The sequence below is a fragment of the Microbacterium amylolyticum genome (genome assembly GCF_011046975.1).
Classification (GTDB): Bacteria; Actinomycetota; Actinomycetes; order Actinomycetales; family Microbacteriaceae; genus Microbacterium; species Microbacterium amylolyticum.
In genome coordinates this window covers 88,436-111,084 of sequence record NZ_CP049253.1, presented here as the reverse complement: position 1 = coordinate 111,084, position 22,649 = coordinate 88,436, and the positions used below count along the sequence as shown (strand labels likewise).

Genomic DNA, 22,649 nt, shown 5'->3' with positions numbered 1-22,649 from the left:
TGCCTGAAACTCCCGCTTCTCCACACGGCAACGGAGGCTCCGACATCTGCGGCGCGCCGGAGAACGGCGCCCCGTCTCCCCGTTCGCGCCCCCTCCCCCCGGTACCTTTGAAGGGAACCATAGGGAGAGGGAAATTTCATGAGCGATAACAACACCAACGAACCTCAGTCACCGGACGAGACTCCGCCGCTGCAGCCGGAGAACTCCGACGCGACGCCGACACAGCCCGGTGAGCCGCTCTCCGGCGAAGCGGAGACGGCGCCAACACATCAGCCCGCGCCACCGGCACCTCCCGTTCCGCCCTATGTGGCACCCGAGCAGACGGACGCCGCGCCGCCCTCGTACGCCACGCCCGAACAGGCCGCTTCGTCATACGCGGCTCCCGACCAGAGCTACCCGCAGCAGCCGGGCGGATACGCCGCACCTCCTGCGCCGGGATACCCCGTCCCGCCCGCGCCCGGATATCCCGCCGCAACGCCGGACACTCCTCGCGGAAAGGGCCTGGCCCTCACGGCTCTCCTTCTCGCGATCGCAGCGATGATCTTCGGCATCTTGTCGTTCTGGTGGCCGGCAATCTTCCTCGGAACGGTCGTCGGAATCTCCGCGATCGTCTTCGCCATCATTGCTCTCGTCAAGAAACAATCCAAGGGGATGAGCATCACGGCCCTCATCCTCGCGCCCATCGCGGCCATCGTGTCGGGAATTGTCCTTTTGATCAGTGGGTTCCTCTTGATCGGGCAGCTCGTGGATGAAAGCCCCGGATTCGTCGAAGACATTCTGTGCGCCGAACTCACTGAGGAAGAGTGCGAAGAAATGCAGCGGGGCCTCGATGATCTCGGGGTGGGCGGATCCTCCGAACCTCAGGAACCGGTCGAACAGCCAGAAGAGACATCGGCTTTCGAAGCGGAGCCTCTGATCATCACCAGTACCTCGATCTCCGAGGCGTGGGAGATCGAAGATGGCTCAATGGTTTATGACTACGCCGTGTGGATTACTAACCCGAACACCGACGTGTTCTGGAACTCCGCATCGATCGATATCGAAGGGTACGACGCAGACGGAAACTACGTCGACTACGACTGGTCTTACCAGGCGCTGTTTCCGGGAGAGAACCTCGTCAGCGGGACATTCACCCTGATCCCGGACGGCATCGAGGTCAACGAGATCGAGGTCACGCTGCCCGACACGTCGTCGGCATCGGCACTCCCGGACGGTGTCACAGGAATCGACGACCTGATCGTCATCGATGAAGCAACGATCGGCGAGTCCGACGGCGTCGCCGTGGCCAATGTTTCCGTGTCACGGGTGGGTGACGCATATGTCGACGACGTCTTGCTCATCGTGAACCTCTGGGATGGCGATGACCTGGTTCTCACCGCCGGTGACTATGCGAGCGATGTGCTGACGGAGGGAACGCTCGATCTGGAGATCGGCCTGCTCTCCTCCGACGTCGATATCTCGGGCCTGGACGCCACGTACAACGTCATCGTGGGCTTCGTCGGCTAACCCCGGCTCCACATTCTTCGCCCGCGGCGCCCCTCAGGGCGTCGCGGGCGATTACGCTCATGGCATGTCGAAGCCTCGCACCATCGCCCGCATCCTCCTGGGCTCTGCTCTGACCATCGCCGGCCTCTCCCACCTCACCACCAAGCGAGAAGAGTTTCGAGCGCAGGTTCCGGATTTCGTTCCGCTCCACCCCGACACAACCGTTGTCGCATCGGGAGTCGCCGAGATCGGCTTAGGTAAAGCCCTGCTCTTTGCGCCGAAAAAGTGCCGTCGATCGGTCGGTTGGATCGCCGCGATCTTCTTCGTCGCCATCTTCCCCGGCAATCTTTCGCAGTGGATCCACCAGCGCGACGGGTTCGGGCTCGACACCGACGCGAAGCGATTCGGACGGCTGTTCTTCCAGCCCGCGCTCATCGCGTGGGCTCTGTTTGCGACGGGACGCTCTCGCCGGTCATAAACACAACGGGCCGCACCAAAAGGTGCGGCCCGTTGTGTTTACGCGAAGATCAACGCGCGGCAGTGCCCTCAACGTAGTCGTCGTCGCTGTTCTTCCACGAGAACAGCGAGCGGAGCTCGCGACCGGTGACCTCGATCGGGTGCTGCTCCTCCTCGGCACGAAGCTTCGTGAACTCGGGAGCGCCCGCGTCCTGATCAGCAATGAAGCGCTCAGCGAAAGCACCCGACTGGATGTCGGCGAGAACGGCCTTCATGTTCTCCTTGACCTTCGCGTCGATCACGCGGGGGCCGGAAACGTAGTCGCCGTACTCAGCGGTGTCGGAGATGCTCCAACGCTGCTTGGCGATTCCGCCCTCCCACATGAGGTCCACGATCAGCTTCAGCTCGTGGAGAACCTCGAAGTAGGCGATCTCGGGCTGGTAACCGGCCTCGGTGAGGGTCTCGAAGCCCGCCTGCACGAGGTGGCTCATGCCACCGCAGAGAACGGCCTGCTCACCGAACAGGTCGGTTTCGGTCTCTTCCGTGAACGTGGTCTTGATGACGCCCGCGCGCGTTCCGCCAACGCCTGCGGCGTACGAAAGCGCGAGATCCCAGGCCGAGCCAGAGGCGTCCTTCTCAACGGCGATGATGTCGGGAATGCCACGGCCAGCCGCAAATTCGCGACGGACGGTGTGCCCGGGTGCCTTCGGAGCGATGAGGATGACGTCAACGCCCTCGGGCGCCTCGATCAGACCGAAGCGAATGTTGAAGCCGTGCGCGAAAGCCAGCGCCTTGCCCGGTGCGAGGTTGGGCTTGATGCTCTCTTCATAGATCCCGCGCTGGTGCTGGTCGGGCGCGAGGATCATGATGACGTCAGCCCATGCCGTTGCATCGGCGACCGTCAGCACCTCGAAGCCCTCGTCAGAGGCCTTCTGCGCCGTCTTGGATCCCTCACGCAGCGCGATCTTGACCTCGACACCCGAATCACGAAGGTTCTGCGCGTGGGCGTGGCCCTGCGAGCCGTAGCCAACGATTGCAACCTTCTTGCCCTGGATGATCGACAGATCAGCGTCTGCGTCATAGAGGATCTCTGCCATAGGAGTGCTCCTTGAATCGATGATAAAGAGAAGTAGGAGAAGTGTTTTTAGCGCAGGACGCGCTCGGAGATCGACTTCGGTCCGCGGCCCAGTGCCAGCAGACCCGACTGCGAAATCTCCTTGATACCAAACGGCTCGATCGCCCGCTGGAACGAATCGACCTTGCCCTGATCACCCGTGATTTCGATGACGACCGAATCGGGCGAATAGTCCACGACGTGGGCCCGGAACAGGTTGACGACCTCGAGCACGTTTCCGCGGCTCGTGTTGTCCGCACGCACCTTGACCAGCATGTGCTGGCGCTGCACGGAAGCGGCCGGATCAAGTTCAACGATCTTCACCACGTTGATGAGCTTGTTGAGCTGCTTCGTCACCTGCTCAAGCGGGTGGGATGCCACGTCGACGACAACCGTGATGCGGGACAGGCCCGGTACCTCGGTGACACCGACGGCGAGCGAGTGGATGTTGAATCCGCGGCGCGCGAACAGCCCGGCGACGCGTGTCAACAGGCCCGGTGTGTCCTCAACAAGAAGGCTCAGAACGTGCTTCGACATGATCATGCCTCCTCATCGAATGCCGGTGCGTGTTCTCGCGCGTACTGGATGTAGCTGTTGGACACACCCTGCGGAACCATCGGCCACACCATTGCATCGCTGGAAACAACGAAGTCGATCACAACGGGACGATCATTCGTCTCCAGCGCCAGCCGAATCGCGTCGTCGATCTGGTCTTCGCGCTCGACGCGAATACCGAGGCAACCGTACGCCTCTGCGAGCTTCACGAAATCTGGAACGCGCTTGGAATCGTGGCCCGTGTTCAGGTCGGTGTGCGAATAGCGGCCGTCGTAGAAGAGCGTCTGCCACTGGCGCACCATGCCGAGCGAGGAGTTGTTGATGATCGCCACTTTGATGGGGATGTTGTTGAGAACACAGGTGGCGAGTTCCTGATTGGTCATCTGGAAGCAACCATCGCCGTCGATCGCCCACACGTGGCGATCCGGCTGTGCAACCTTTGCCCCCATCGCAGCGGGCACAGAATAGCCCATTGTTCCGGCGCCGCCGGAGTTCAGCCACGCGTTGGGGCGCTCGTACTTGATGAACTGCGCCGACCACATCTGGTGCTGTCCAACGCCGGATGCGTACACGCCCTCCGGGCCAGTGAGCTCACCGATGCGCTGGATGACCTGCTGCGGAGCGAGCTGGCCGTCTGTTGTCGGCGCGAATCCGAGCGGATACTGATCCCGCAGCCCGTTAAGGTACTGCCACCACTCGGCGAAGTCAGGACGGTGAGCCGCCGTCGACGAGCGGTACGCCGTCTCGAGGTCGACCAGCACCTCTTTCACATCACCGACGATCGGAACCTCAGCCGCACGGATCTTTCCGATTTCCGCCGGGTCGATATCAACGTGAACGACCTTGGCCTTCGGTGCGAAGAGCTCAGCCTTACCGGTGACACGGTCGTCAAAGCGTGCGCCAAGAGCGATGATGAGATCAGCCTCTTGGAGAGCGAGAACGGCAGGAACTGCGCCGTGCATTCCCGGCATTCCGAGGTGCTGCTGATGAGAGTCGGGGAAAGCGCCCCGGGCCATCAGCGTCGTCACGACGGGCGTCGACGTCGCTTCTGCGAAAGTCTTCAGCTCTTCCGAAGCCCGCCCACGAACGACACCGCCTCCGACATAGAGCACGGGCTGCTTGGCCTCGGCCAGCAAATTGGCTGCGGCCTGGATCTGCTTTCCGTGCGCCTTCGTGACCGGACGGTAGCCGGGCAGATCGAACTTCGGCGGCCATACAAACGGCACCTCGTTCTGCTGCGCGTCCTTGGTGATGTCAACGAGCACCGGTCCGGGACGGCCGGTCTTCGCGATCTCAAACGCCTGCGCAATGGCCTGAGGAATGTCCTCAGCCTTGCGAACAAGGAACGAGTGCTTCGTCACGGGCATCGTGATTCCGACGATGTCCGCTTCCTGGAACGCATCGGTTCCCATCAGCGTCGAGAACACCTGACCCGTGATCGCAACGAACGGCACGGAGTCCATGTATGCGTCGGCGATGGCCGTGACGAGATTCGTTGCACCAGGGCCCGATGTCGCGATCGCGACACCGACTTCGCCTGATGCGGACGCGTAGCCTTCTGCAGCGTGACCGGCACCCTGTTCGTGACGAACGAGAATATGGTTCAGCGAGTTGTCGCCCATCAGCGCGTCATACGCGGGCAGGATGGCGCCGCCGGGGAGGCCGAACACATCCTTGACGCCGAGAAGCTCAAGCGAGCGAACAACGGCCTCGGCACCCGTGATGACGGGCGTGCTGGAGTGGCGAGCGGGGGGCCGAGGAACGGCCCCGGTGGTGGGATCTGCGGGCATGATACTTCCCTGATCTGTTCGAGCGAACGGCAGTCGTAGAAGCGGAGGCGTGTCAGCCGGTGACAGCGCCCTGAGCGGCGGACCGCACGAGCTTCGAGTACTTGGCGAGAACGCCGCGGGTGTAGCGCGGAGGCAACGACTCCCAGCCTTCGCGGCGGGAGGCGAGCTCAGCCTCGTCGACGAGTAGGTCGAGAGAGCGAGCGGCGACATTGACCCTGATCAGATCACCATCGCGCACGAACGCGATGGGACCTGCGTCCACCGCTTCCGGAGCGATATGGCCGATGCACAGGCCGGTTGTGCCGCCGGAGAATCGACCATCCGTCAACAGTAGTACATCCTTGCCAAGGCCAGCGCCCTTGATGGCAGCCGTGATGGCGAGCATCTCGCGCATCCCGGGCCCACCCTTAGGACCCTCGTAACGGATCACAACGACATCGCCCTTGTTGATCTCGCCGTTGGTGAGAGCGTCCATGGCGGCGCGCTCGCGTTCAAACACGCGCGCGGGTCCCTCGAACACCTCAGCGTCGAAGCCGGCGGTCTTCACCACGGCACCCTCGGGAGCAAGGGAACCATCAAGAATCGTCAGTCCACCGGTTGCGTGGATGGGGTTGTCGAGCGAACGAACTACCTCACCATCGAGCGGCGCGATGTCGAGATCAGCCAGGTTCTCGGCGACCGTCTTTCCCGTGACGGTCATCGCGTCGCCGTGCAGCAGGCCCGCGTCAAGCAGCGCCTTCATCACAACGGGCATGCCGCCAACGCGGTCGAAGTCCTGGGCCACAAACTGGCCGAACGGCTTCACATCAGCCAGGTGCGGAGAGCGCTGCCCGATGCGGGTGAAATCGTCGAGGGTGAGGTCAACGCCGGCCTCGCGAGCAATGGCCAGCAGGTGCAGAACGGCGTTTGTCGAACCACCGAGAACCATCGCCACGGTCACGGCGTTTTCGAACGCCTTCTTCGTGAGGATGTCTTTTGTCGTGATCCCCTTGCGGAGCATCTCAACGACAGCCTCACCAGAGCGGTGCGCGTACATGTCGCGGCGACGGTCGGCCGACAGCGGCGTGGACGAGCCGGGAAGGCTCATGCCGAGCGCTTCGGCAACGCAGGCCATCGTGTTGGCGGTGTACATGCCGCCGCACGCGCCCTCGCCCGGAGCGAACCCGCACTCGATCTTTTTCAGATCGGACTCGGACATCTGGCCGGCCTTACAGGCACCCACGGCTTCGAAGGAGTCAATGATCGTGATGGTCTTCTCAGTGCCATCGTCGAGCTTGACCCAGCCGGGCGCGATCGAACCGGCGTACAGGAAGACGCTGGCGAGCTCGAGACGCGCGGCAGCCATGAGCATTCCGGGCAACGACTTGTCGCAGCCCGCCAGCAGCACGGTTCCGTCAAGGCGCTCGCCCATCACGACCGTTTCGACGCTGTCGGCAATGACCTCGCGGCTCACGAGCGAGAAGTGCATTCCCTCGTGGCCCATGGAGATGCCGTCAGAGACGCTAATCGTGCCGAACTGCAACGGGTAGCCGCCTCCGCGGTGTACGCCTTCCTTCGACCCCTGCGCGAGGCGATCGAGAGAAAGGTTGCACGGTGTGATCTCGTTCCAGCTGGACGCGATGCCGATCTGAGGCTTGTCCCAGTCGTCATCGCCCATGCCGACGGCACGAAGCATTCCGCGCGAGGTCGTCGCCTCGATGCCATCCGTTACTACACGACTGCGCGGCTTGATATCGATGCCGGTCGTGGGTTCGGTTCCTGCGTTGTCACTCACTCTCGCATCCTATTCCCAGAGTCGCAGTGCTCCGAACCGGTCCGCATCCTGCAAACCATCGAGCGTGTCACGCCATCAGGTTGATCGAATCCGCGCCAAAGCCGTGAGCACGGCGGCGAGTGTCGGCGTGTCGTCAACAACGTAGGAGGCGACCGTTTCGCCCGCCCCAACATGGATTCCCATGTCGCCGTCTTCGAGCGAACGTATCGCGTCCTCGTCCGTAACATCGTCGCCGGCGAAGAGGACGGCGTCGGCGCCAACGGCTTCACGCAGCTCAGCGATAGCGGTGTCCTTACCCTCGTGACGCCACGCGAATTCGACAACGTTCTTGCCGTCCCGCCTACGCCACGATGGCGCGCGCTTTGCCACGATCGTGTCAACAGCGTCGCGGGCGGTTGCCTCATCTTCTGCGTGAGCGCGCCGAGTATGCAGTGCAAAGCCGAAGGCCTTGTGCTCAATCCACGCACCGTCGACTCCGTGAACAGCCGCTTCGGCGTCCGTCGCCAGTTCCGCGGCCTGGCGCGCCTCGCGCTCGGCTCCATCACTCATCGCCCGCAACCGCGGGGCAGCTCCCGCGGGGCGCCAGTGCTCCGCACCGTGAGAGCCGGCAAGCCACACCTGAGAATCGTCGGTATGTTCTGCGATCACCCTCAGGTCGGCAAGCGAGCGTCCGGAGACGAACGCGACCGTAGTCTGTGGGGAGGCCACCAGCGCCTGCACAGCGGCTTTCGCTTCTGGCGTTGCCCGAGCTGTCATCGGCTCGTCAACCAGCGGCGAAAGCGTTCCATCGAAATCCAGCGCAACGAGAAGCCGCGGCGCCTGGGCGAGGAGCGCGATCGCCTCGCCGAATCCCTCCGGAATCGAACTCATGCGTTGTCCGCTTCTGCCTTGTCTGCCCGTTCCTTGCGCAGCGCGTCGACGTCGGCGAGGAAGGAACGCCCCCACTTCTCCACATCGTGATCCATGACCTTCTTCCGCATGGTCTTCATCCGACGTGCCTGTTCTGCTTTCGGCATGTTGATCGCCCGCATGATCGTGTCTTTCGTGCCGTCGATGTCATGAGGATTCACGAGCAAAGCGCTTCCGAGCTCGTCAGCGGCGCCAGCAAACTCGCTGAGAACGAGAACGCCAGTGTTGTCGGCGCGAACGGCCACGTACTCCTTCGCAACGAGGTTCATTCCGTCACGCAACGCCGTGACGAGCATCACATCGGCAGCGAGGTACAGTGCCACCATTTCTTCGCGGGGGAAGCCCTGATGAAGATACCGGATCGCGGTGTACTCCACCGACGAATAATCGCCATTCGTGCGCGCCACCGTCTTCTCAATTTCGTCGCGCAAGTCCTGATACGCCTCAACACCGGGCCGCGAGGGGCTCGCTACCTGCACCAGCGTTGCCGCCGAGGCGGTGAGGCGGCCATCGGCGAGGAGCTCGCTATGCGCCTTCAACCGGTGACGGATGCCCTTGGTGTAGTCAAGACGGTCAACACCGAGAAGGAGAGTGTCGGTTCCCACCTGTTCGCGCAATGCCTTTGCCCTCGCGATGATCGCGGGATCCTTCGACAGGGCGATGAACTGCTCGGCGTCAATCGAGATCGGATAGTGCTTCGCGATGACGAGTCGTGTTTCGCCCTCGCCATCCGGGACCTGAACGGTGTCGGATTTTGTCGGGTAGCTGAGCAACCGCCGGATAGAGCGCTGGAAGTTGCCCGCATCGGCGAGCCGCTGGAATCCGACAACATCGGCGCCGAGAAGGCCCTCGAGAACCTGTTTGCGCCACGGGAGCTGGGCGAACAAGGCGTATGCGGGAAACGGAATGTGGTGGAAGTAGCCGATGGTGACGTCGGGACGAAGCTCGCGAAGGAACTTCGGGACCAGCTGCAGCTGATAGTCCTGCACCCATACGACGCCACCCTCGTTGGCGACCTCGGCGGCCGCCTCGGCAAAGCGTCGGTTCACGCGGACATATGCGTCCCACCACGAGCGCTTGTAGACCGGGGCGGCGATGACATCGTGGTAGAGCGGCCAAATCGTGCCGTTGGAGAAACCCTCGTAGTAGTCCTGAAGGTCAGCAGGGCTGAGCTTGACCGGTACAAGGAGATTTCCATCGAACTCGAAGGGATCAACCTCGAGGTCAGCTTTCCCGCCCCATCCGACCCAGGCGCCATCGAGGTTCTGCATCACCTGCTCTAGCGCGGTAACAAGTCCACCGGGTGAACGGCGCCACGACGGTTCGCCGTCGGGCCCCTCTACGCGGTCAACAGGAAGGCGGTTGGCAACGACGACCAGATCTGCTCGCGACATGTTTCCTCCGTCTCTTCGGCCAGCCTAGTGACGCACATACCCCGAGGGCAATGCGCGCTCTTCTCGGCTGGAGGCCCGAGAAGCGGTAGCGTGGACGTCATGCGCAGATACCTGCTGGGAACCGGACTCATCAGCGCCGTCACGAACGGCTTGGCGCTGTTGAAGGGGTCAGAGTCACGTGACTTCACATGGCGTGTCGCTCTGGCATGGCTGAGCTGGGGCATCACATTCGCGATGTCGATCGGGATGATCCTCGACATTCGGCGAGCGGAGCGCGGCGGCACGGTTCCTGCCGATTCACCCATCGCTGGACAGGAGGCCAAGTACTCGCGCGTCGCGGCTCCGGCATCGACGAAGAAGAAAAAGCGACGCTAAACCGAGCTCTTGTCATGATCAGCGGGAACGCTGGTCACGGCAATCAGTCACGCGCTCCCGGCGCCACCGCGGACTCCCGTTCGATCACACGGAAGGCTGCCAGTTCCTGACGCGGAGGCAAGTCAGCGTTCGCGATCCGTTCGACAAGCGCGTCAACGGCGCGTTGCGCGATCCATTCCCGTCCGGGATCCACCGTCGTCAGCGCGGGGAGTGAGTATGCCGATTCATCGATGTTGTCGAAACCAATCACCGCGACGTCGTCAGGAACCCGCCGGCCCGACTCTTCGAGCGCGCGAATTGCGCCGAACGCCAGGGTGTCGTTGAGGGCGAACAGCGCATCGAACTCGACGCCACGCTCCAGCAGCTCACGAGCGGATTCCAGACCATCAACGCGGTGCCACTCCCCCGCTGGCGCAACGAGCTGCTCGTCGTATGCGATGCCGCGTGCATCGAGCGCGTCCCGGTACCCCTTGAGGCGGAGACCGGCAGAACCGATCACCTCTCCCTCGTGGGCACCCACCAAAGCGATGCGGCGACGGCCCGTATCCAGCAGAAAATCGGTTGCAGCGCGCGCGGCTTCCGTATTGCGCATCGTGACGTGATCACAGTTCGCACCGAAGATCCGCTCACCGAGAAGCACGAGCGGGTATCCCACATCGAGCAGGTGTGCGTCGGACTGGCTCATCTCAAGCGGGCTGAAGAGCACTCCATCGGTCTGCTGGAGGCGCGGCGTGCGCAGCAGGGCGATTTCACGCTCACGCGTGCCACCGGTCTGTTCAACCTGCACCGTCAGGCTCGCCTTTTCAGCTGCCTCGATCACGGCCGCAGCCAGCTCGGCGAAGTACGCGAGCGACAAATCGGGAACCGCCAGCGCAATCACGCCCGTCCGCCCCGAGCGCAGATTTCGCGCGGTCTGGTTCGGCGTGTACCCGAGCTCAGTAATCACTTGCTCGACCTTTTCGCGCGTTATCGGTCGAATGTGCGGGTAGTCGTTGATGACGTTTGACACCGTCTTGATCGACACACCGGCAGCTTGCGCCACGTCCTTGAGCGTCACCGCCATCAGATTCTCCCACCCATTGTTACAACGTTATAACTCGTAGCCTAGAGGCCAACTCGTTCGAGATAGGCATTTCGGAAGATGCCGCGCGGGTCGAGTCGCTGCTGCAGCTCCCGGAAATCCTCCCACCGGTCGTAGCGCGAGCGCACTTCATCACCCGGCATCGTAAAGATCTTGCCCCAGTGAGGGCGGGCGCCCAGCGGAGCGACGATCGCCTCGATGCGCGGAAGGAGCTCGCGAACGGCGGGCTCATCTCGATGCCAGGTGAAGTGGATTCCCACGCTGTCGCGACCGTGCGCAGGGCTGAGCCACAGGTCGTCTGCCTTCATCGTCCGAATCTCACACACATGCAGAAGTGGCGCAATCGATGACGACAACGTCTGGAGGGCGTCAATCGCCTCGGCTGCGCGTTCTCGTGGAAGCAGGTATTCACTCTGCAGTTCTTCTCCCACGGAAGGGGTGAAAGCCAAGCGGAAGTGCGGGAGGCGCTCGAACCACGGTCCGGGAACGTCGTTCTGCTCGCTGCAGGCATCGGGGAAAACTCCGGGAATCGGATGACGTGGCCCATCGGCCGGACGTGCTCCGATGCGCTCAATCAGCGCCGTGTCGATCTCGCCGTGGGGAACACGTCGCTTGACCCAGAGCTGCCGCGCCACATCCGTGCTTTCGAAGGCCGTGAAAATGCTCACGCTGTCGCCCAGCGCCGTCACCTCATCGAAGCGCGCAAGAACATCGGCCCAGCGCGGCGCATCAAAGACCCGCTGAGCAACCTCGTAGTCGGGTTCCGTATCAAGCTCAAGATGCGTCACCACACCCAACGCCCCCAGATGCACCACGGCGCCAGGAAAATCATCATCTCCGCGCCGCAATTCGCGAACATCGCCGTCGGCCGTGACGAGCGTCATCGCGCGAACGGCAGCGGAGAGGTTAGCGATGCGATCTCCGGACCCGTGGGTGCCCGTCGCAACTGCCCCCGCAACCGAGATATGCGGAAGTGACGCGAGGTTGCCCAAGGCCCGTCCCGCGCGCTGGAGCTGTGGAGCAATATCGCCGTACCGTGTCCCCGCTGACACGCGAACCGCATCGCCCACCACATCGATCTCGCGCGGCATTTCTGCCAGCGAGATCAGGGTTCCTGTTGTGTCAGCGATGTCATTGAAGCAGTGTCGCGTACCGATCACGCTCGCTCGGCGCGCCTCGGCGAGAACGGCGCTCAGCTCCTCTTGGGTTTTCGGAGCAGCAAGGCGTTCCGCGCGATAGACGAGATTGCCCGCCCAGTTGCGTTCATCTGTCGTCGTCATCGTCGTCCTCTCGCGCTTCAGGGGCGCCGTTCCCGACACCCCTGAGGCATTTGTATCACTGGAACCAGCGTCACCAGGAGACCGACGGCCAGCCGTCGCTATCCCACGAGAGCTGCCGGAAGGCGAGCTCATGTGCGCCGTTGTGCTCGGCGTTGTAGAAGTGGAAGGCGAGCGTGTCCCCCCAGACGGACTGGCCGCCCGGACCGATACGGTCTCCCTCGGTTTCCAGAAGCGGCGTTCCCCCGCCTTCAAGGAGCGGAACGCCGTCACGATCAAGGTAGGGACCCGTCACGTCAGAAGCGCGTCCCACAGCCATGTTGTATGTGCTGTCCGTTCCCCGACAACACGAGTCACGCGAGTAGATCATGTAATAGTCGCCGCCACGCTCGAAGACGTTAGCCGCCTCGATCGCGTTGGGCGGATCGACCCGATCTGCCACCGTGAACTGTTCCGCGCCGTCAACGGGCTTTCCCGAAGGCCATTCGATTTCGACCATCTGAATCCCGCCCCAGAACGAGCCGAACACCAGCCATGGCGTCCCATCCGTGTCTTCGACAACTCCCGGGTCGATCGCGTTGAACCAGTCACCAGAAGATGACTGCACAACCACCCCGTGATCAACCCATTCATAGTCGTCGGCCGCAGGATCGAGGCTCGTGTTGGTGGCGACGCCGATTGCCGAGGTGTTCTGCCCGAACGTCGACCCGGAATAGTAGAGGTACCAGGTGTCGTCGTGGTGATACAGCTCGGGCGCCCAGACGTTGTCGACGCCTGGCACCTCTTCGCGCAGCCACTCCGGCTTCTTTTCCCACACGGCACCGGAGTACGTCCAGTTCTTCCCGTCGAGCGATGTCCGGATCTGCACGTTGCCGTCTGAGATCGTCCCGTTGCCGGTCGAATAGACGAACCAGGCATCGCCGTCCTGCGCAAGAACCGGGTCGTGAACGAGGAGATCACCGGTCAGCACGTCTGCCGGTGTCGCATCCGCGCACGCTGAGAGCGCGAAGGCGGAGGCCGCCGCGACAACAAGTGTCGCGGCGGCCTTCGTCATGCGTGGGTGCCGCACTGTCACGCGAGCCCAAGTGCCGTCCACGACACAGGAGGCAGGGTGACCGTCAGCGTTCCGCCGTCGATGCGTGCCGAGTCGTTCGGCTTCGTCGACACGCGCTCGCGGTCTTCGAGCGTGTTCTTCGCGTAGATGTCCTCATCGTGGATCATGTGCGTTTCCGCAATCGCGACGTCTCCGAGACCGGCGATGTCGATCGTGACCTCGATGCTTTCCGTCTGCGAGCGGTTCACAAGGAAAACAGCGGCCTCGCCCGTCTCCGCATCGCGCGTGGCAACGGAGTCGACCAGCGACACCTCGCCGTACTCCTTGGTGGAGTACGTCGGCGCGTCGAGCTTGAGCTCAAGCGCCTCGCCCTTCGCCAGACGCGAGGTAATCGCGAACGGGAAGAACGTCGTCTGGCGCCAGGCGGGGCCGCCGGGCTCGGTCATGATCGGGCCGATCACGTTGACCAGCTGCGCGAGCGAGGCGCTCGTCACGCGGTCCGCGTGCTTGAGAAGCGAGATCATCAGGTTGCCGAAAACGACCGCGTCAACAACCGAGTAGATGTCTTCGAGCAGACGCGGCGCAACCGGGTAGTTGTCGAGCCCCTCGATGCGGTCCACATCACGGAAACGTGCCTGATACCAGACGTTCCACTCGTCGAAGGAGATGTTGATCTTCTTCTTCGATCCCTTGACGGCGCCGACGTGGTCGGCCGTCGCCACAACGGTGTCGATAAACCAGTCCATGTCGGTCGCGCTGGCGAGGAAGGACGCAGTGTCGCCGTCCTTCTCTTCGTAGTACGCGTGGCACGAGATGTAGTCGACATCGTCATATGCGTGGTGAAGAACCTGACGCTCCCACTCGCCGAAGGTCGGCATGTGAGCGCTCGAAGAACCACACAGAACGAGCTCGATCGATTCGTCGAGCTGACGCATCGCCTTCGCCGTCTGGGATGCGATCTTGCCGTAGTCATCGGCTGAACGGTGACCGAGCTGCCACGGGCCATCCATTTCGTTCCCGAGGCACCAGATCTTGACGGCGAAGGGGTCCTTCTTGCCGTTATCGATGCGCTTCTGCGACAGGAACGTTCCGCCCGGAAGGTTCGTGTACTCGAGCAGATCGAGCGCCTCGAGCGTTCCGCGCGTTCCCAGGTTGACGGCGAGCATCATCTCGCTACCAACCTTGTCGAGCCACGACGAGAACTCGTGCATGCCGATTTCGTTCGTCTCGGTCGAGTGCCACGCCAAGTCGAGGCGACGAGGACGCTGCTCGCGCGGTCCGACGCTGTCTTCCCAGCGGAAGCCAGAGACAAAGTTGCCGCCAGGGTAACGGATCGTCGACACGCCCATCTCGCGGACGAGCTCAATGACGTCCTGACGGAAGCCCTCGGCGTCAGCCTGCTCGTGGCCGGGTTCGTAGATGCCGTCGTAAACATGGCGTCCGAGGTGCTCGACGAATCCGCCGAACAGGTTTCGCTTAATCTCACCGACCGTGAAGTGGGGATCGATCGTCATACGTGCGGTAGGCACAGTTTCTCCTTGGTTGTTACTTAATGCTTCCGATGGCGAGCCCGCCCTGCCAGTACCGCTGCAACAGCAGGAATGACAGGAGGAGCGGGACCACTGAGATGAAGGCACCCGATGTGATGAGGTTCCACACCTGTTCGCCGCCGGCGCCGGCGTTCGACAGAGCGGTCCAACGGTTTAGTCCGACGGTGACGGGCAAGAGATCGGGATCTGTAAGGACTGCAAGTGGGAGGAAGAAGTTGTTCCACTGCTGCACAACAGCGAGGAGGAACACCGTCACAATCGCCGGGCGGAGCAGAGGCAGGGACACCTGCCAGAACGTTCGCCACTCCCCCGCGCCATCGATGCGGGAGGCCTCGAGCATTTCGTCGGGCACCGCATCCTGGGTGTAGATACGCATGAGGTAAACGCCGAAGGGGTTCAGCAGGCTGGGCAGAATCACGGCCCATGGGGTGTTAATCAGCCCGACTTCGCTCAGCAGCACGAACGTGGGGACGACGAGCGCCGTGAGCGGAACCATGACCGAGCCGAGGACAACGCCGAAAACGGCGCCGCGGCCACGAAACGAGTACTTCGCGAACCCGTATCCAGCAAGCACCGCGAGAATCGTGGCACCGAGGCCTCCTGCCAAGGCATAAAGAAACGAGTTCCCCAGCCAGCGCCAGTAGATTCCGCCGTCGTGCATGAACAAGCCCTGCACGTTGGTGGCGAAGTTGGTGATGTCGGCGAACCAGAACGCGGGGCTCCCGAACAGCTCACCCGTCGACTTCGTCGATGCGACGAACAGCCACCACAGCGGAATGAAGAAGTAGAAAGCGAGGATGAGCAGGAAAACGTGGGAGCCAATGCGGCGGCCGCCCAAGCGATTAGCACGTCCTGCGCCACGGTTGATCCTGCTCGACAGTCCCGTCGTTGTTGTGTGGGAGTCGATGGGCGTGTTGGTCGTCAGAGCCATTATTTCAGTCCGCTCTGCTTGCGCGTGAAGAACAGGAAGATGAACGACCCGATAAACACGAGGATTCCGAGGGAGAACGCGATCGCCGAGGCATAGTTGAACTGGCTGTACTGGAACGCAAGCGCGTATGCGTACATGTTCGGGGTGTAGGCCGAGTCAATCGCGCCGGCCGCCATGCTGCGGAGCACAACGGGTTCGGTGAAGAACTGGAGCGTGCCGATAAGAGCGAAGGTGATGACCATGACCATCGAACTCGAAATCATCGGAACCTTGATGCGCATCGCGATGTGGAACCCGTTCGCACCGTCGATGCGCGCCGCTTCGTAAATCGCGGGATCAACAGAGCGAAGCGCCGCGTACACGATGATCATGTAGTAGCCGGCCCACTGCCATGTGACGATGTTCACGAGGCTGCCGAAGATCGCACTCGACGAGAGGAAGTCTGGTGCGGCCATGCCGAACCATTCGAAGATCGTCGATGCCGGTCCGAACCGCGGGCTGTAGAGGAAGCTCCACATCAACGCGCCCACGACAACGGGGATCGCGTAGGGCGCGAAGATCAGCAGTCGTGAGATCTTCGACAGCGTTGTTGCGAGTGTGTCGAGCACAAGCGCCGCGGTGATCGCAACGATCAACTGTGCGGGAATCATCACGAGGCCGAAGGCCGCGACGCGTCCTATACCACCGATGAACAGCGGGTCCGTAAAGGCCCGCACATAGTTGCCGAGACCCGCGAATTGTGATCCGCCCGCGAGCGTTGATGAGAACAGACTCATCCACGCCGCATAGCCGAGCGGAACGATAAAGAAGAGAGCGAAAATCGCGAGGAACGGCGTCACGTAGAACCAGCCGTATCGCTGGCGCTTGCGCTGCAAGCTGATGCGCGGCCTCGTGGGGGCTGCCGTCGTAGTCGTCATGGAGTCTCCGTCGACCGGTCACATCGGGCCAGCCGCGCGCATATCGCGACCGGCCCGACGTTCAGGGGGTGTGTCAGTTCAGGAGCTCGAAGCCCTGCTGCGTTGCGTACTGCTCAAGGCTGTCCTGCAGCGTGTCGAGCGCCTCATCGGCGTTCTGCTGGCCTTCGACCATCGCGTACAGCTCTTCCGTGAGCTGGTCGTACGCGTAGTTCTGGAACGGGCTGAACGTGAAGCCCTCGTACCCGGCTGCGGCTTCGAGGAACACGTCCTCGTTGATCTTCTGGCCGGCGAAGAAGGGGTATTCCTTCTGCGCAAACTCATCGGACTCAAGAACCGGGGTCCAGAGCGGGAACAGCGCTGCCTGGTCGACGCCGATCTCCCATGCTTCTTCTGTGCCAAAGATTTCCTTCGCCACGAGCGCGGCCAGCTCGGGCTTGTCCGACTGCGACGTCACGCCGAAGGACGAGCCACCCCAGTTAATCTGGACCGGGTTCGCAGTGTCCCACTGCGGGACCGGTGCCGCACGCCACACGGCGTCCTCGTCGGCGTCAGCGAGGCCACCGAGGTATCCCGGGCCCCATGCTGCAGCGATGTAGACGGCGTAGGTGCCGTTGACGAGGTTCGTGTTGTAGTCAGCGGTGAAGGCGTCGTCCGTTGCGACGAGGTCGCGCTCGACGAGGTCCTGCCAGTAGGCGAGAACCTCCTTCGCGCCGTCGTCGTTGACCTCGATGCCGATCTCCTGCGGGTTCGCGCTGTCGTAAACGAACGGCGTGCTTCCGGCCTGCGCGAACAGGGCCTGGTTGAAGGCGCGACCGTTGGTCGGGAAGTCGGCGAGAACGCCGGGAGCGCCCGCATCCTTGAGTGCCTGTGCGGCGTCAGCAAACTCGTCCCACGTTTCGGGAACCTCGATGCCGTACTCGTCGAAGATATCCGCGCGGTAGATCATGCCCATGGGGCCACCGTCGACAGGAATGGCGTACACAGCGTCACCGCTGGATGCGTCTTCCCATGCACCGTCGGTGTAGTTGGTGCGAACGTCGTTCGCTCCGTACTCACTCAGGTCAACAAGGGCATCACGAATCGCGAAGCTCGAAAGCACCTCGAACTCGAGCTGCAGAACGTCGGGCGCGCCCGAACCGGCTTCGATCGCCGTCGAGAACTTCGAGTACTGATCGTTGCCCTGACCAGCGTTGGTCCAGCAGATCTGCACATCATCGTGAGTCTCGTTGAAGAGGTCAACGACCTGAGCGAACGCGGGGTACCACGCCCAGACAGTCACCTGTTCGGCGTCTGTCTTCGTGATGGTGTTCGTGCAGGAAGCTTGGGTATCACCCGAGCATCCCGTCAGTGCTACTGCCGCGACGGCGACTGCTGCACCGCTCGCGAGAAGTCGGTTCTTCATATCGTGTGCTGTCCTTTCGACACCCTCGTCTGTAGGGATCTACAACGTTGTAGGTAATCGTTGTAAATCTATCCTACGCATCTCCGAGATACTGTCAAGGCTCCACCCATGGGGCGGAGCCTTGACAGTATCTCGGTCGGTTCTTTCAGATCAGAGACCGCCGTTGATGTGGTGGTAGACCTGGTTCCACTTCAGCTCATTGTGGAAACCGTGAACCGTCGTCGACTCGTCGATTGTGACGAGTTCAATACCAGCCATCGCGGCGAAGTCACGGAACACGTCGATGCCGATGGCATTCGACATCACCGTGTGATGGGCCGCGCCAGCCGCCATCCAGCACGCAGCGCTGGTGGGGAGGTTCGGCGCGGGCTTCCAGACAGCACGGCCGACGGGAAGGTTCGGCAAATCCGGCGTTTCGACGTTCTCGACAACGTTTGCCACCAGGCGGAAACGGGTGCGGATGTCGCTCATAGCGACAACGATCGCCGGGCCCGGGTCAGCGGTGAACACGAGGCGGACGGGGTCGTCCTTGCCGCCAATGCCGAGCGGGTGGATCTCAACGCGTGCCTTCTTTGACGACAGCGACGGGGCCACCTCCAGCATGTGAGCGCCCAGGATCTGGCCCTCACCCGGAGTGAGGTCGTAGGTGTAGTCCTCCATGAGGCTGGCGCCTCCGGGCAGGCCCCTACCCATCACGCCGGCAACGTGGACGAGAACGGCCGTCTTCCAGTCCCCCTCGCCGCCGAAGCCGTAGCCCTCGGCCATCAGGCGCTGCACGGCGATGCCGGGAAGCTGTTTCAGCGTCCCGAGGTCCTCGAAGTTATCGGTGAAAGCACCGAAACCGCCCTCGGTCAGGAAGGTGCGCAAGCCCACCTCAATTGCCGCGGCGTCGCGCAGCGACTGGTGACGCTCGCCGCCCTTCTGCAGCTCAGGGACAACCTCGTACTGCGCCTCGTACTCAGCAACGAGTGCGTCGATCTGAGCATCGGTCGCGGCATCGACCTTTTCGATGAGTTCATTGACGCCCCAGGTGTTCACCTGAACGCCCAGCTTGATCTCGGCCTCGGTCTTGTCGCCCTCGGTCACGGCGACGAAGCGCATGTTGTCGCCGAAGCGAGCAACCTTAAGGTTCTTCGCCGCGTGCAGACCGGCGGCGGCGCGCACCCATGTTGCGGTTTCAGAGATCACGCGCGGGTCACTCACGTGTCCGACAACGGTCTTGCGGGCGTTGCCCAGCCGGCTGAGGATGTACGCGTATTCGCGGTCACCGTGCGCAGCCTGGTTGAGGTTCATGAAATCGAAGTCGATGGTGTCCCATGGGAGTTCGACGTTCGCCTGGGTGTGCAGGTGAAGAAGCGGCTTCACGAGCTCTTCGAGGCCCGCGATCCACATCTTCGCGGGGCTGAACGTGTGCATCCAGGTGATGACGCCGAGCACGTTGTCATCAGCGTTCGCGTCGAGCATGGCCCGGCGGATCGATGCTGAGTCCTTCAGAACCGGCTTCCACACGATGTTCGCGGGGACCTCGGCGGCGTCGTCGAGTCCGCGTGCAACCGCCTGCGACTGCTCCGCAACCTGCTTGAGGGTTTCTTCGCCGTAGAGATCCTGGCTTCCCGTGAGGAACCAGATCTCTTTGTCGGCATATGCCTTCGTCATGGGTGTTCCTTTCGTGGCCGCGAGCGTCAGTGCTGGCCGTAAACGTTCTGGTAGCGGTCGAAGAGGGAGTCGACGTACTGCTGCGGAATAGCGACCGGATCGCCAAGCTGGCGAGAGATGTGCACCGTGCGGGCAACCTCTTCCAGCAGAACGGCCGCTTTGACGGCGTCCTTCGCGTCCTTGCCGATGGTGAAGGGTCCGTGGTTCTTCATCAGAACGGCGCGCGAACGGTGGCCCGAGAGCGTTTCGACAATTCCGCGGCCGATCGAGTCATCACCGATGATCGCGAAGGGACCAACGGGGATCGCTCCGCCGAACTCGTCGCCCATCATCGTCAGAACGCAGGGAATCTCCTCGCCGCGCGCGGCCCAGGCTGTCGCGTACGTCGAGTGTGTGTGCACAACGCCGTTCACCTCGGGCATGTGCTCGTAGACGTACGCGTGCGCGGCGGTGTCTGACGACGGATTGCGCGTGCCCTCGATGAGTTCACCCTTGAGGTCGGTGACAACCATCGCCTCGGCGTCCAGTTCGTCATACGAAACGCCCGAGGGCTTGATGACGAGCACATCGGGATGTCCGTCGACACCCTTGACGCGCTCGGACACGTTGCCAGCTGTCCAGACGACAAGCTCCCAGCGGGGTAGCTCATCGTGCAGATCGGCAACTCTCTTCTTGGCGGCGTCAACCGCCTCCCGCATTGCGGCGGGAACTTCGGTGACAGCAGGCATGGGTGCTTCCTCTCAGCGGGTTGTCGCGACGGCGGTGCGCTCGATGGCGAGGCCATCGGCCCACCGATCAAGGTATGCCGCGTGGTCGGCAATGTCGTCGGCGGTCGGGGTGACGCGGCTCGTTTCGGAGCCGGCAAAGATCGTCTCGTCGAGCCAGGCGTGGAGGGGCTGATCGGACGCAGAGAGGGTGTAGGCGGCCAGAACGGCCATTCCCCACGCGCCGCCCTCGGATGCCGTCTCACCGACGACAACAGGAGCGCCCAGCGCGGCCGCCAGCAGTCGCTGAGCGACGCCTGCGGTGCGGAAGACTCCGCCGTGGGCGTGCATCTCGTCGATCTGGACTCCCTCGTCGGCGAGGGCACGCATCCCGAGGCTGAGCGTGGCAAAAGATCCGCGCACCTGCGCGCGCATGAGACCCGCAAGCGACAGCGTCGACGACGGCGTACGCACGATGAGCGGGCGTCCCTCGGGGAGGCCGGCGATCGGCTCACCCGAGAGGTGGTTGTAGGCGAGGATTCCATCGTCGGCACCAGGCGTGAGTGCCCCGCTGAGCAGGGCGCCGAAGACGTCATCGGCGGACGCCGAGGAGCCGAGGGCGACCGCGAACTCGCGGAACACACCTGCCCAGGCGCCGAGCTCACTGGCCCCGTTGTTGCAGTGCACCATCGCGACGAGGTCACCCGCGGGTGTCGTCACAATGTCGATCTCTTCATGACGAGTGGTCAGAGGCTTCTCCAGAACAACCATGCTGAAGAAGCTCGTTCCCGCGCTGACGTTTCCGGTGCGAGGCAAAACGGCGTTCGTCGCCACCATGCCGGTTCCCGCGTCGCCCTCGGGGGCGGCAGCAATCGCACCGGCCTGAAGTGAGCCCGTCGTGTCGAGAAGAGCAGCGCCCGCTTCCGTCAGGACACCGGCGCTCTCCCCCGCACGCTTGACGACAGGAAGAACGTTCGCGAGCGTGAGGTGTGGGGCGCCGGCTTCAGCAAGAAGAGCGTCCGTTTTGGCCAGGCGCGCAGCGTCATAGGTGCCCGTTGCGGGGTCAATCGGGAAGACACCGGAGGCATCACCGACGCCGAGCACCCGCTCGCCGGTGAGCTTCTCGTGCACATAGCCGGCGAGTGTATTGATGTGCGAGATGCTCGCAACGTGCTCTTCCCGGCCCAGAACGGCCTCGAAGAGGTGGGCAACCGACCAACGCAGGGGGATGTTGAAGTCGAGCTCACCAGACAGCTTCGCGGCGGCGCGTTCGGTGTTGACGTTGCGCCAGGTGCGGAAAGGAACGAGAAGGTCGCCCTGAGCGTCGAACGCGAGGTAACCGTGCATCATCGCCGAGACGCCGATGGCACCGACCTTTTCGAGCGTCATACCGTGCGCGGCGGTGACGTTGGCAGCGAGGTCCGCGTACGCCGCTCGGAGGCCCTCGTGGACCTGCTCGATCGGGTAGCTCCACAGGCCGTCAACGAGCGAGTTCTCCCACTCGTAGCCGCCCGACGCGAGCGTGGTGCCCGTGTGATCCGTCAGACATGCCTTGATGCGGGTCGAGCCAAGCTCGATACCCAGTGCCGTCTGTCCGCCGCGAATTGCGTCAGCGAAGTTCTCCGTCTGCCCCATTGCAACCATCCGTTCGTCTCGCGACGGAGCTGATCCGTCTGCCGCCAGCATACATGTTAGCGCTCACAATTGTGTGAGAAATGAAACGACGAAGGCCCCGGATCATGGAGATCCGGGGCCTTCTCAGTGGTGCACCCCCAGGGACTTGAACCCTGAACCCACTGGTAAGGGTTGGTGCGTCCCGGCGTGCCCCTGCGTTGACTTTCTGCGGGTGCGTCCCCGCACGGGTCGCGTCGGGCACGGCTGGGCAACGATCAAAACCACGAGTAAATCCAGAGACGGACAGTCAGCACCCAAGCGCAAGGTCACGTACCGTGTTCTTCGTGACGGACTACTCCGACGATCTCGACGCCGCCGCGCAACCCATCTGCCCCGCTTGCGGCGTCACGGCGTACCCCGAGGGCGGCGCGGACGTGTGCAGGGAATACGGGTGGCGGATCGAATGGCCCCCGGCAACGCATCCTGGGGACGGTGACGGGATCGTGGATTTCCCGGGATAACCCTCCGTGACCAACGCGATGCGGTGCTCGCCGAGTATCGGGGGCATCTGCCGCCCCGGATGCGGCTCGATAGGTTGGCACAGTGGAACT

20 protein-coding genes are annotated in these 22,649 nt (G+C 62.9%); 4 read left to right on the top strand and 16 right to left on the bottom strand.

The features are described 5' to 3' along the window. The first annotated feature begins 138 nt into the window (after window positions 1-138). Together G6N81_RS00615 and G6N81_RS00610 are read left to right on the top strand one after the other, a co-directional pair. Window positions 139-1,506: a DUF308 domain-containing protein gene (locus G6N81_RS00615; protein ID WP_165131657.1), complete on the top strand. Its 1,368-nt coding sequence runs from the start codon at window positions 139-141 to the stop codon at window positions 1,504-1,506. 64 nt (window positions 1,507-1,570) lie between these two features. Next, entirely contained in the window at window positions 1,571-1,963 is a 393-nt protein-coding gene (locus tag G6N81_RS00610; protein WP_165131654.1) for a DoxX family protein, read from the top strand. 49 nt (window positions 1,964-2,012) lie between these two features. Here the strand turns inward: G6N81_RS00610 and ilvC are convergent, their stop codons facing one another. From ilvC to G6N81_RS00580, 6 genes are all read right to left on the bottom strand, one after another. Then, window positions 2,013-3,038: a ketol-acid reductoisomerase gene (gene ilvC, locus G6N81_RS00605; RefSeq protein ID WP_165131651.1), complete on the bottom strand. Its 1,026-nt coding sequence runs from the start codon at window positions 3,036-3,038 to the stop codon at window positions 2,013-2,015. Window positions 3,039-3,085: 47 nt separating this feature from the next. Further along, the gene (gene ilvN / locus G6N81_RS00600; protein ID WP_165131648.1) at window positions 3,086-3,592 is read right to left on the bottom strand and encodes an acetolactate synthase small subunit; all 507 of its coding nucleotides are present in this window, start codon (window positions 3,590-3,592) and stop codon (window positions 3,086-3,088) included. Between the two features lie 2 nt (window positions 3,593-3,594). Continuing rightward, window positions 3,595-5,400, bottom strand: a complete 1,806-nt coding sequence (locus G6N81_RS00595; RefSeq protein WP_165131631.1) for an acetolactate synthase large subunit — start codon at window positions 5,398-5,400, stop codon at window positions 3,595-3,597. Between the two features lie 52 nt (window positions 5,401-5,452). Next, entirely contained in the window at window positions 5,453-7,174 is a 1,722-nt protein-coding gene (gene ilvD, locus G6N81_RS00590) for a dihydroxy-acid dehydratase (protein WP_241245001.1), read from the bottom strand. A 75-nt stretch (window positions 7,175-7,249) separates the two neighbouring features. Next, window positions 7,250-8,044, bottom strand: coding sequence for a trehalose-phosphatase (gene otsB, locus G6N81_RS00585; RefSeq protein WP_165131628.1), 795 nt, complete (start codon window positions 8,042-8,044; stop codon window positions 7,250-7,252). Then, entirely contained in the window at window positions 8,041-9,477 is a 1,437-nt protein-coding gene (locus tag G6N81_RS00580) for an alpha,alpha-trehalose-phosphate synthase (UDP-forming) (protein WP_165131608.1), read from the bottom strand. The genes otsB and G6N81_RS00580 overlap by 4 nt, the downstream gene beginning before the upstream one ends. A gap of 99 nt (window positions 9,478-9,576) precedes the next feature. Here G6N81_RS00580 and G6N81_RS00575 point away from each other — a divergent pair, with 99 nt between their 5' ends. Beyond that, window positions 9,577-9,852, top strand: a complete 276-nt coding sequence (locus G6N81_RS00575) for a hypothetical protein (protein WP_165131605.1) — start codon at window positions 9,577-9,579, stop codon at window positions 9,850-9,852. 43 nt (window positions 9,853-9,895) lie between these two features. Here the strand turns inward: G6N81_RS00575 and G6N81_RS00570 are convergent, their stop codons facing one another. The 10 genes from G6N81_RS00570 to G6N81_RS00525 all read right to left on the bottom strand — a co-directional run bounded on the left by G6N81_RS00570 (window position 9,896) and on the right by G6N81_RS00525 (window position 22,068). Beyond that, on the bottom strand, window positions 9,896-10,915 hold the full coding sequence (locus G6N81_RS00570) for a LacI family DNA-binding transcriptional regulator (protein WP_165131602.1): 1,020 nt from the start codon (window positions 10,913-10,915) through the stop codon (window positions 9,896-9,898). A gap of 41 nt (window positions 10,916-10,956) precedes the next feature. After that, window positions 10,957-12,213: a D-arabinono-1,4-lactone oxidase gene (locus G6N81_RS00565; RefSeq protein WP_165131599.1), complete on the bottom strand. Its 1,257-nt coding sequence runs from the start codon at window positions 12,211-12,213 to the stop codon at window positions 10,957-10,959. 70 nt (window positions 12,214-12,283) lie between these two features. Then, window positions 12,284-13,264: an arabinan endo-1,5-alpha-L-arabinosidase gene (locus tag G6N81_RS00560; protein WP_165131596.1), complete on the bottom strand. Its 981-nt coding sequence runs from the start codon at window positions 13,262-13,264 to the stop codon at window positions 12,284-12,286. A 17-nt stretch (window positions 13,265-13,281) separates the two neighbouring features. After that, window positions 13,282-14,793: an arabinosylfuranosidase ArfA gene (gene arfA / locus G6N81_RS00555; protein ID WP_165131593.1), complete on the bottom strand. Its 1,512-nt coding sequence runs from the start codon at window positions 14,791-14,793 to the stop codon at window positions 13,282-13,284. 16 nt (window positions 14,794-14,809) lie between these two features. After that, window positions 14,810-15,745: a carbohydrate ABC transporter permease gene (locus tag G6N81_RS00550; RefSeq protein WP_165131590.1), complete on the bottom strand. Its 936-nt coding sequence runs from the start codon at window positions 15,743-15,745 to the stop codon at window positions 14,810-14,812. Continuing rightward, window positions 15,745-16,662: a carbohydrate ABC transporter permease gene (locus G6N81_RS00545; protein WP_165131587.1), complete on the bottom strand. Its 918-nt coding sequence runs from the start codon at window positions 16,660-16,662 to the stop codon at window positions 15,745-15,747. Before G6N81_RS00545 ends, G6N81_RS00550 begins: the two co-directional genes overlap by 1 nt. 73 nt (window positions 16,663-16,735) lie before the next feature. Beyond that, window positions 16,736-18,064, bottom strand: coding sequence for an ABC transporter substrate-binding protein (locus tag G6N81_RS00540; RefSeq protein ID WP_165131584.1), 1,329 nt, complete (start codon window positions 18,062-18,064; stop codon window positions 16,736-16,738). A gap of 150 nt (window positions 18,065-18,214) precedes the next feature. Next, a complete protein-coding gene (araA, locus tag G6N81_RS00535; RefSeq protein WP_165131581.1) occupies window positions 18,215-19,720 on the bottom strand; it encodes an L-arabinose isomerase in 1,506 nt (501 codons plus the stop codon). Between the two features lie 26 nt (window positions 19,721-19,746). After that, the gene (locus G6N81_RS00530; RefSeq protein ID WP_378732000.1) at window positions 19,747-20,418 is read right to left on the bottom strand and encodes an L-ribulose-5-phosphate 4-epimerase; all 672 of its coding nucleotides are present in this window, start codon (window positions 20,416-20,418) and stop codon (window positions 19,747-19,749) included. Between the two features lie 42 nt (window positions 20,419-20,460). Continuing rightward, window positions 20,461-22,068, bottom strand: a complete 1,608-nt coding sequence (locus G6N81_RS00525; RefSeq protein ID WP_165137502.1) for a xylulokinase — start codon at window positions 22,066-22,068, stop codon at window positions 20,461-20,463. Window positions 22,069-22,382: 314 nt separating this feature from the next. Between G6N81_RS00525 and G6N81_RS00520 the strand changes: the two genes are divergently transcribed. Next, complete coding sequence (locus G6N81_RS00520) at window positions 22,383-22,559, top strand: hypothetical protein (RefSeq protein WP_165131575.1); 177 nt, start codon at window positions 22,383-22,385, stop codon at window positions 22,557-22,559. The last annotated feature ends 90 nt before the right edge of the window (window positions 22,560-22,649 follow it).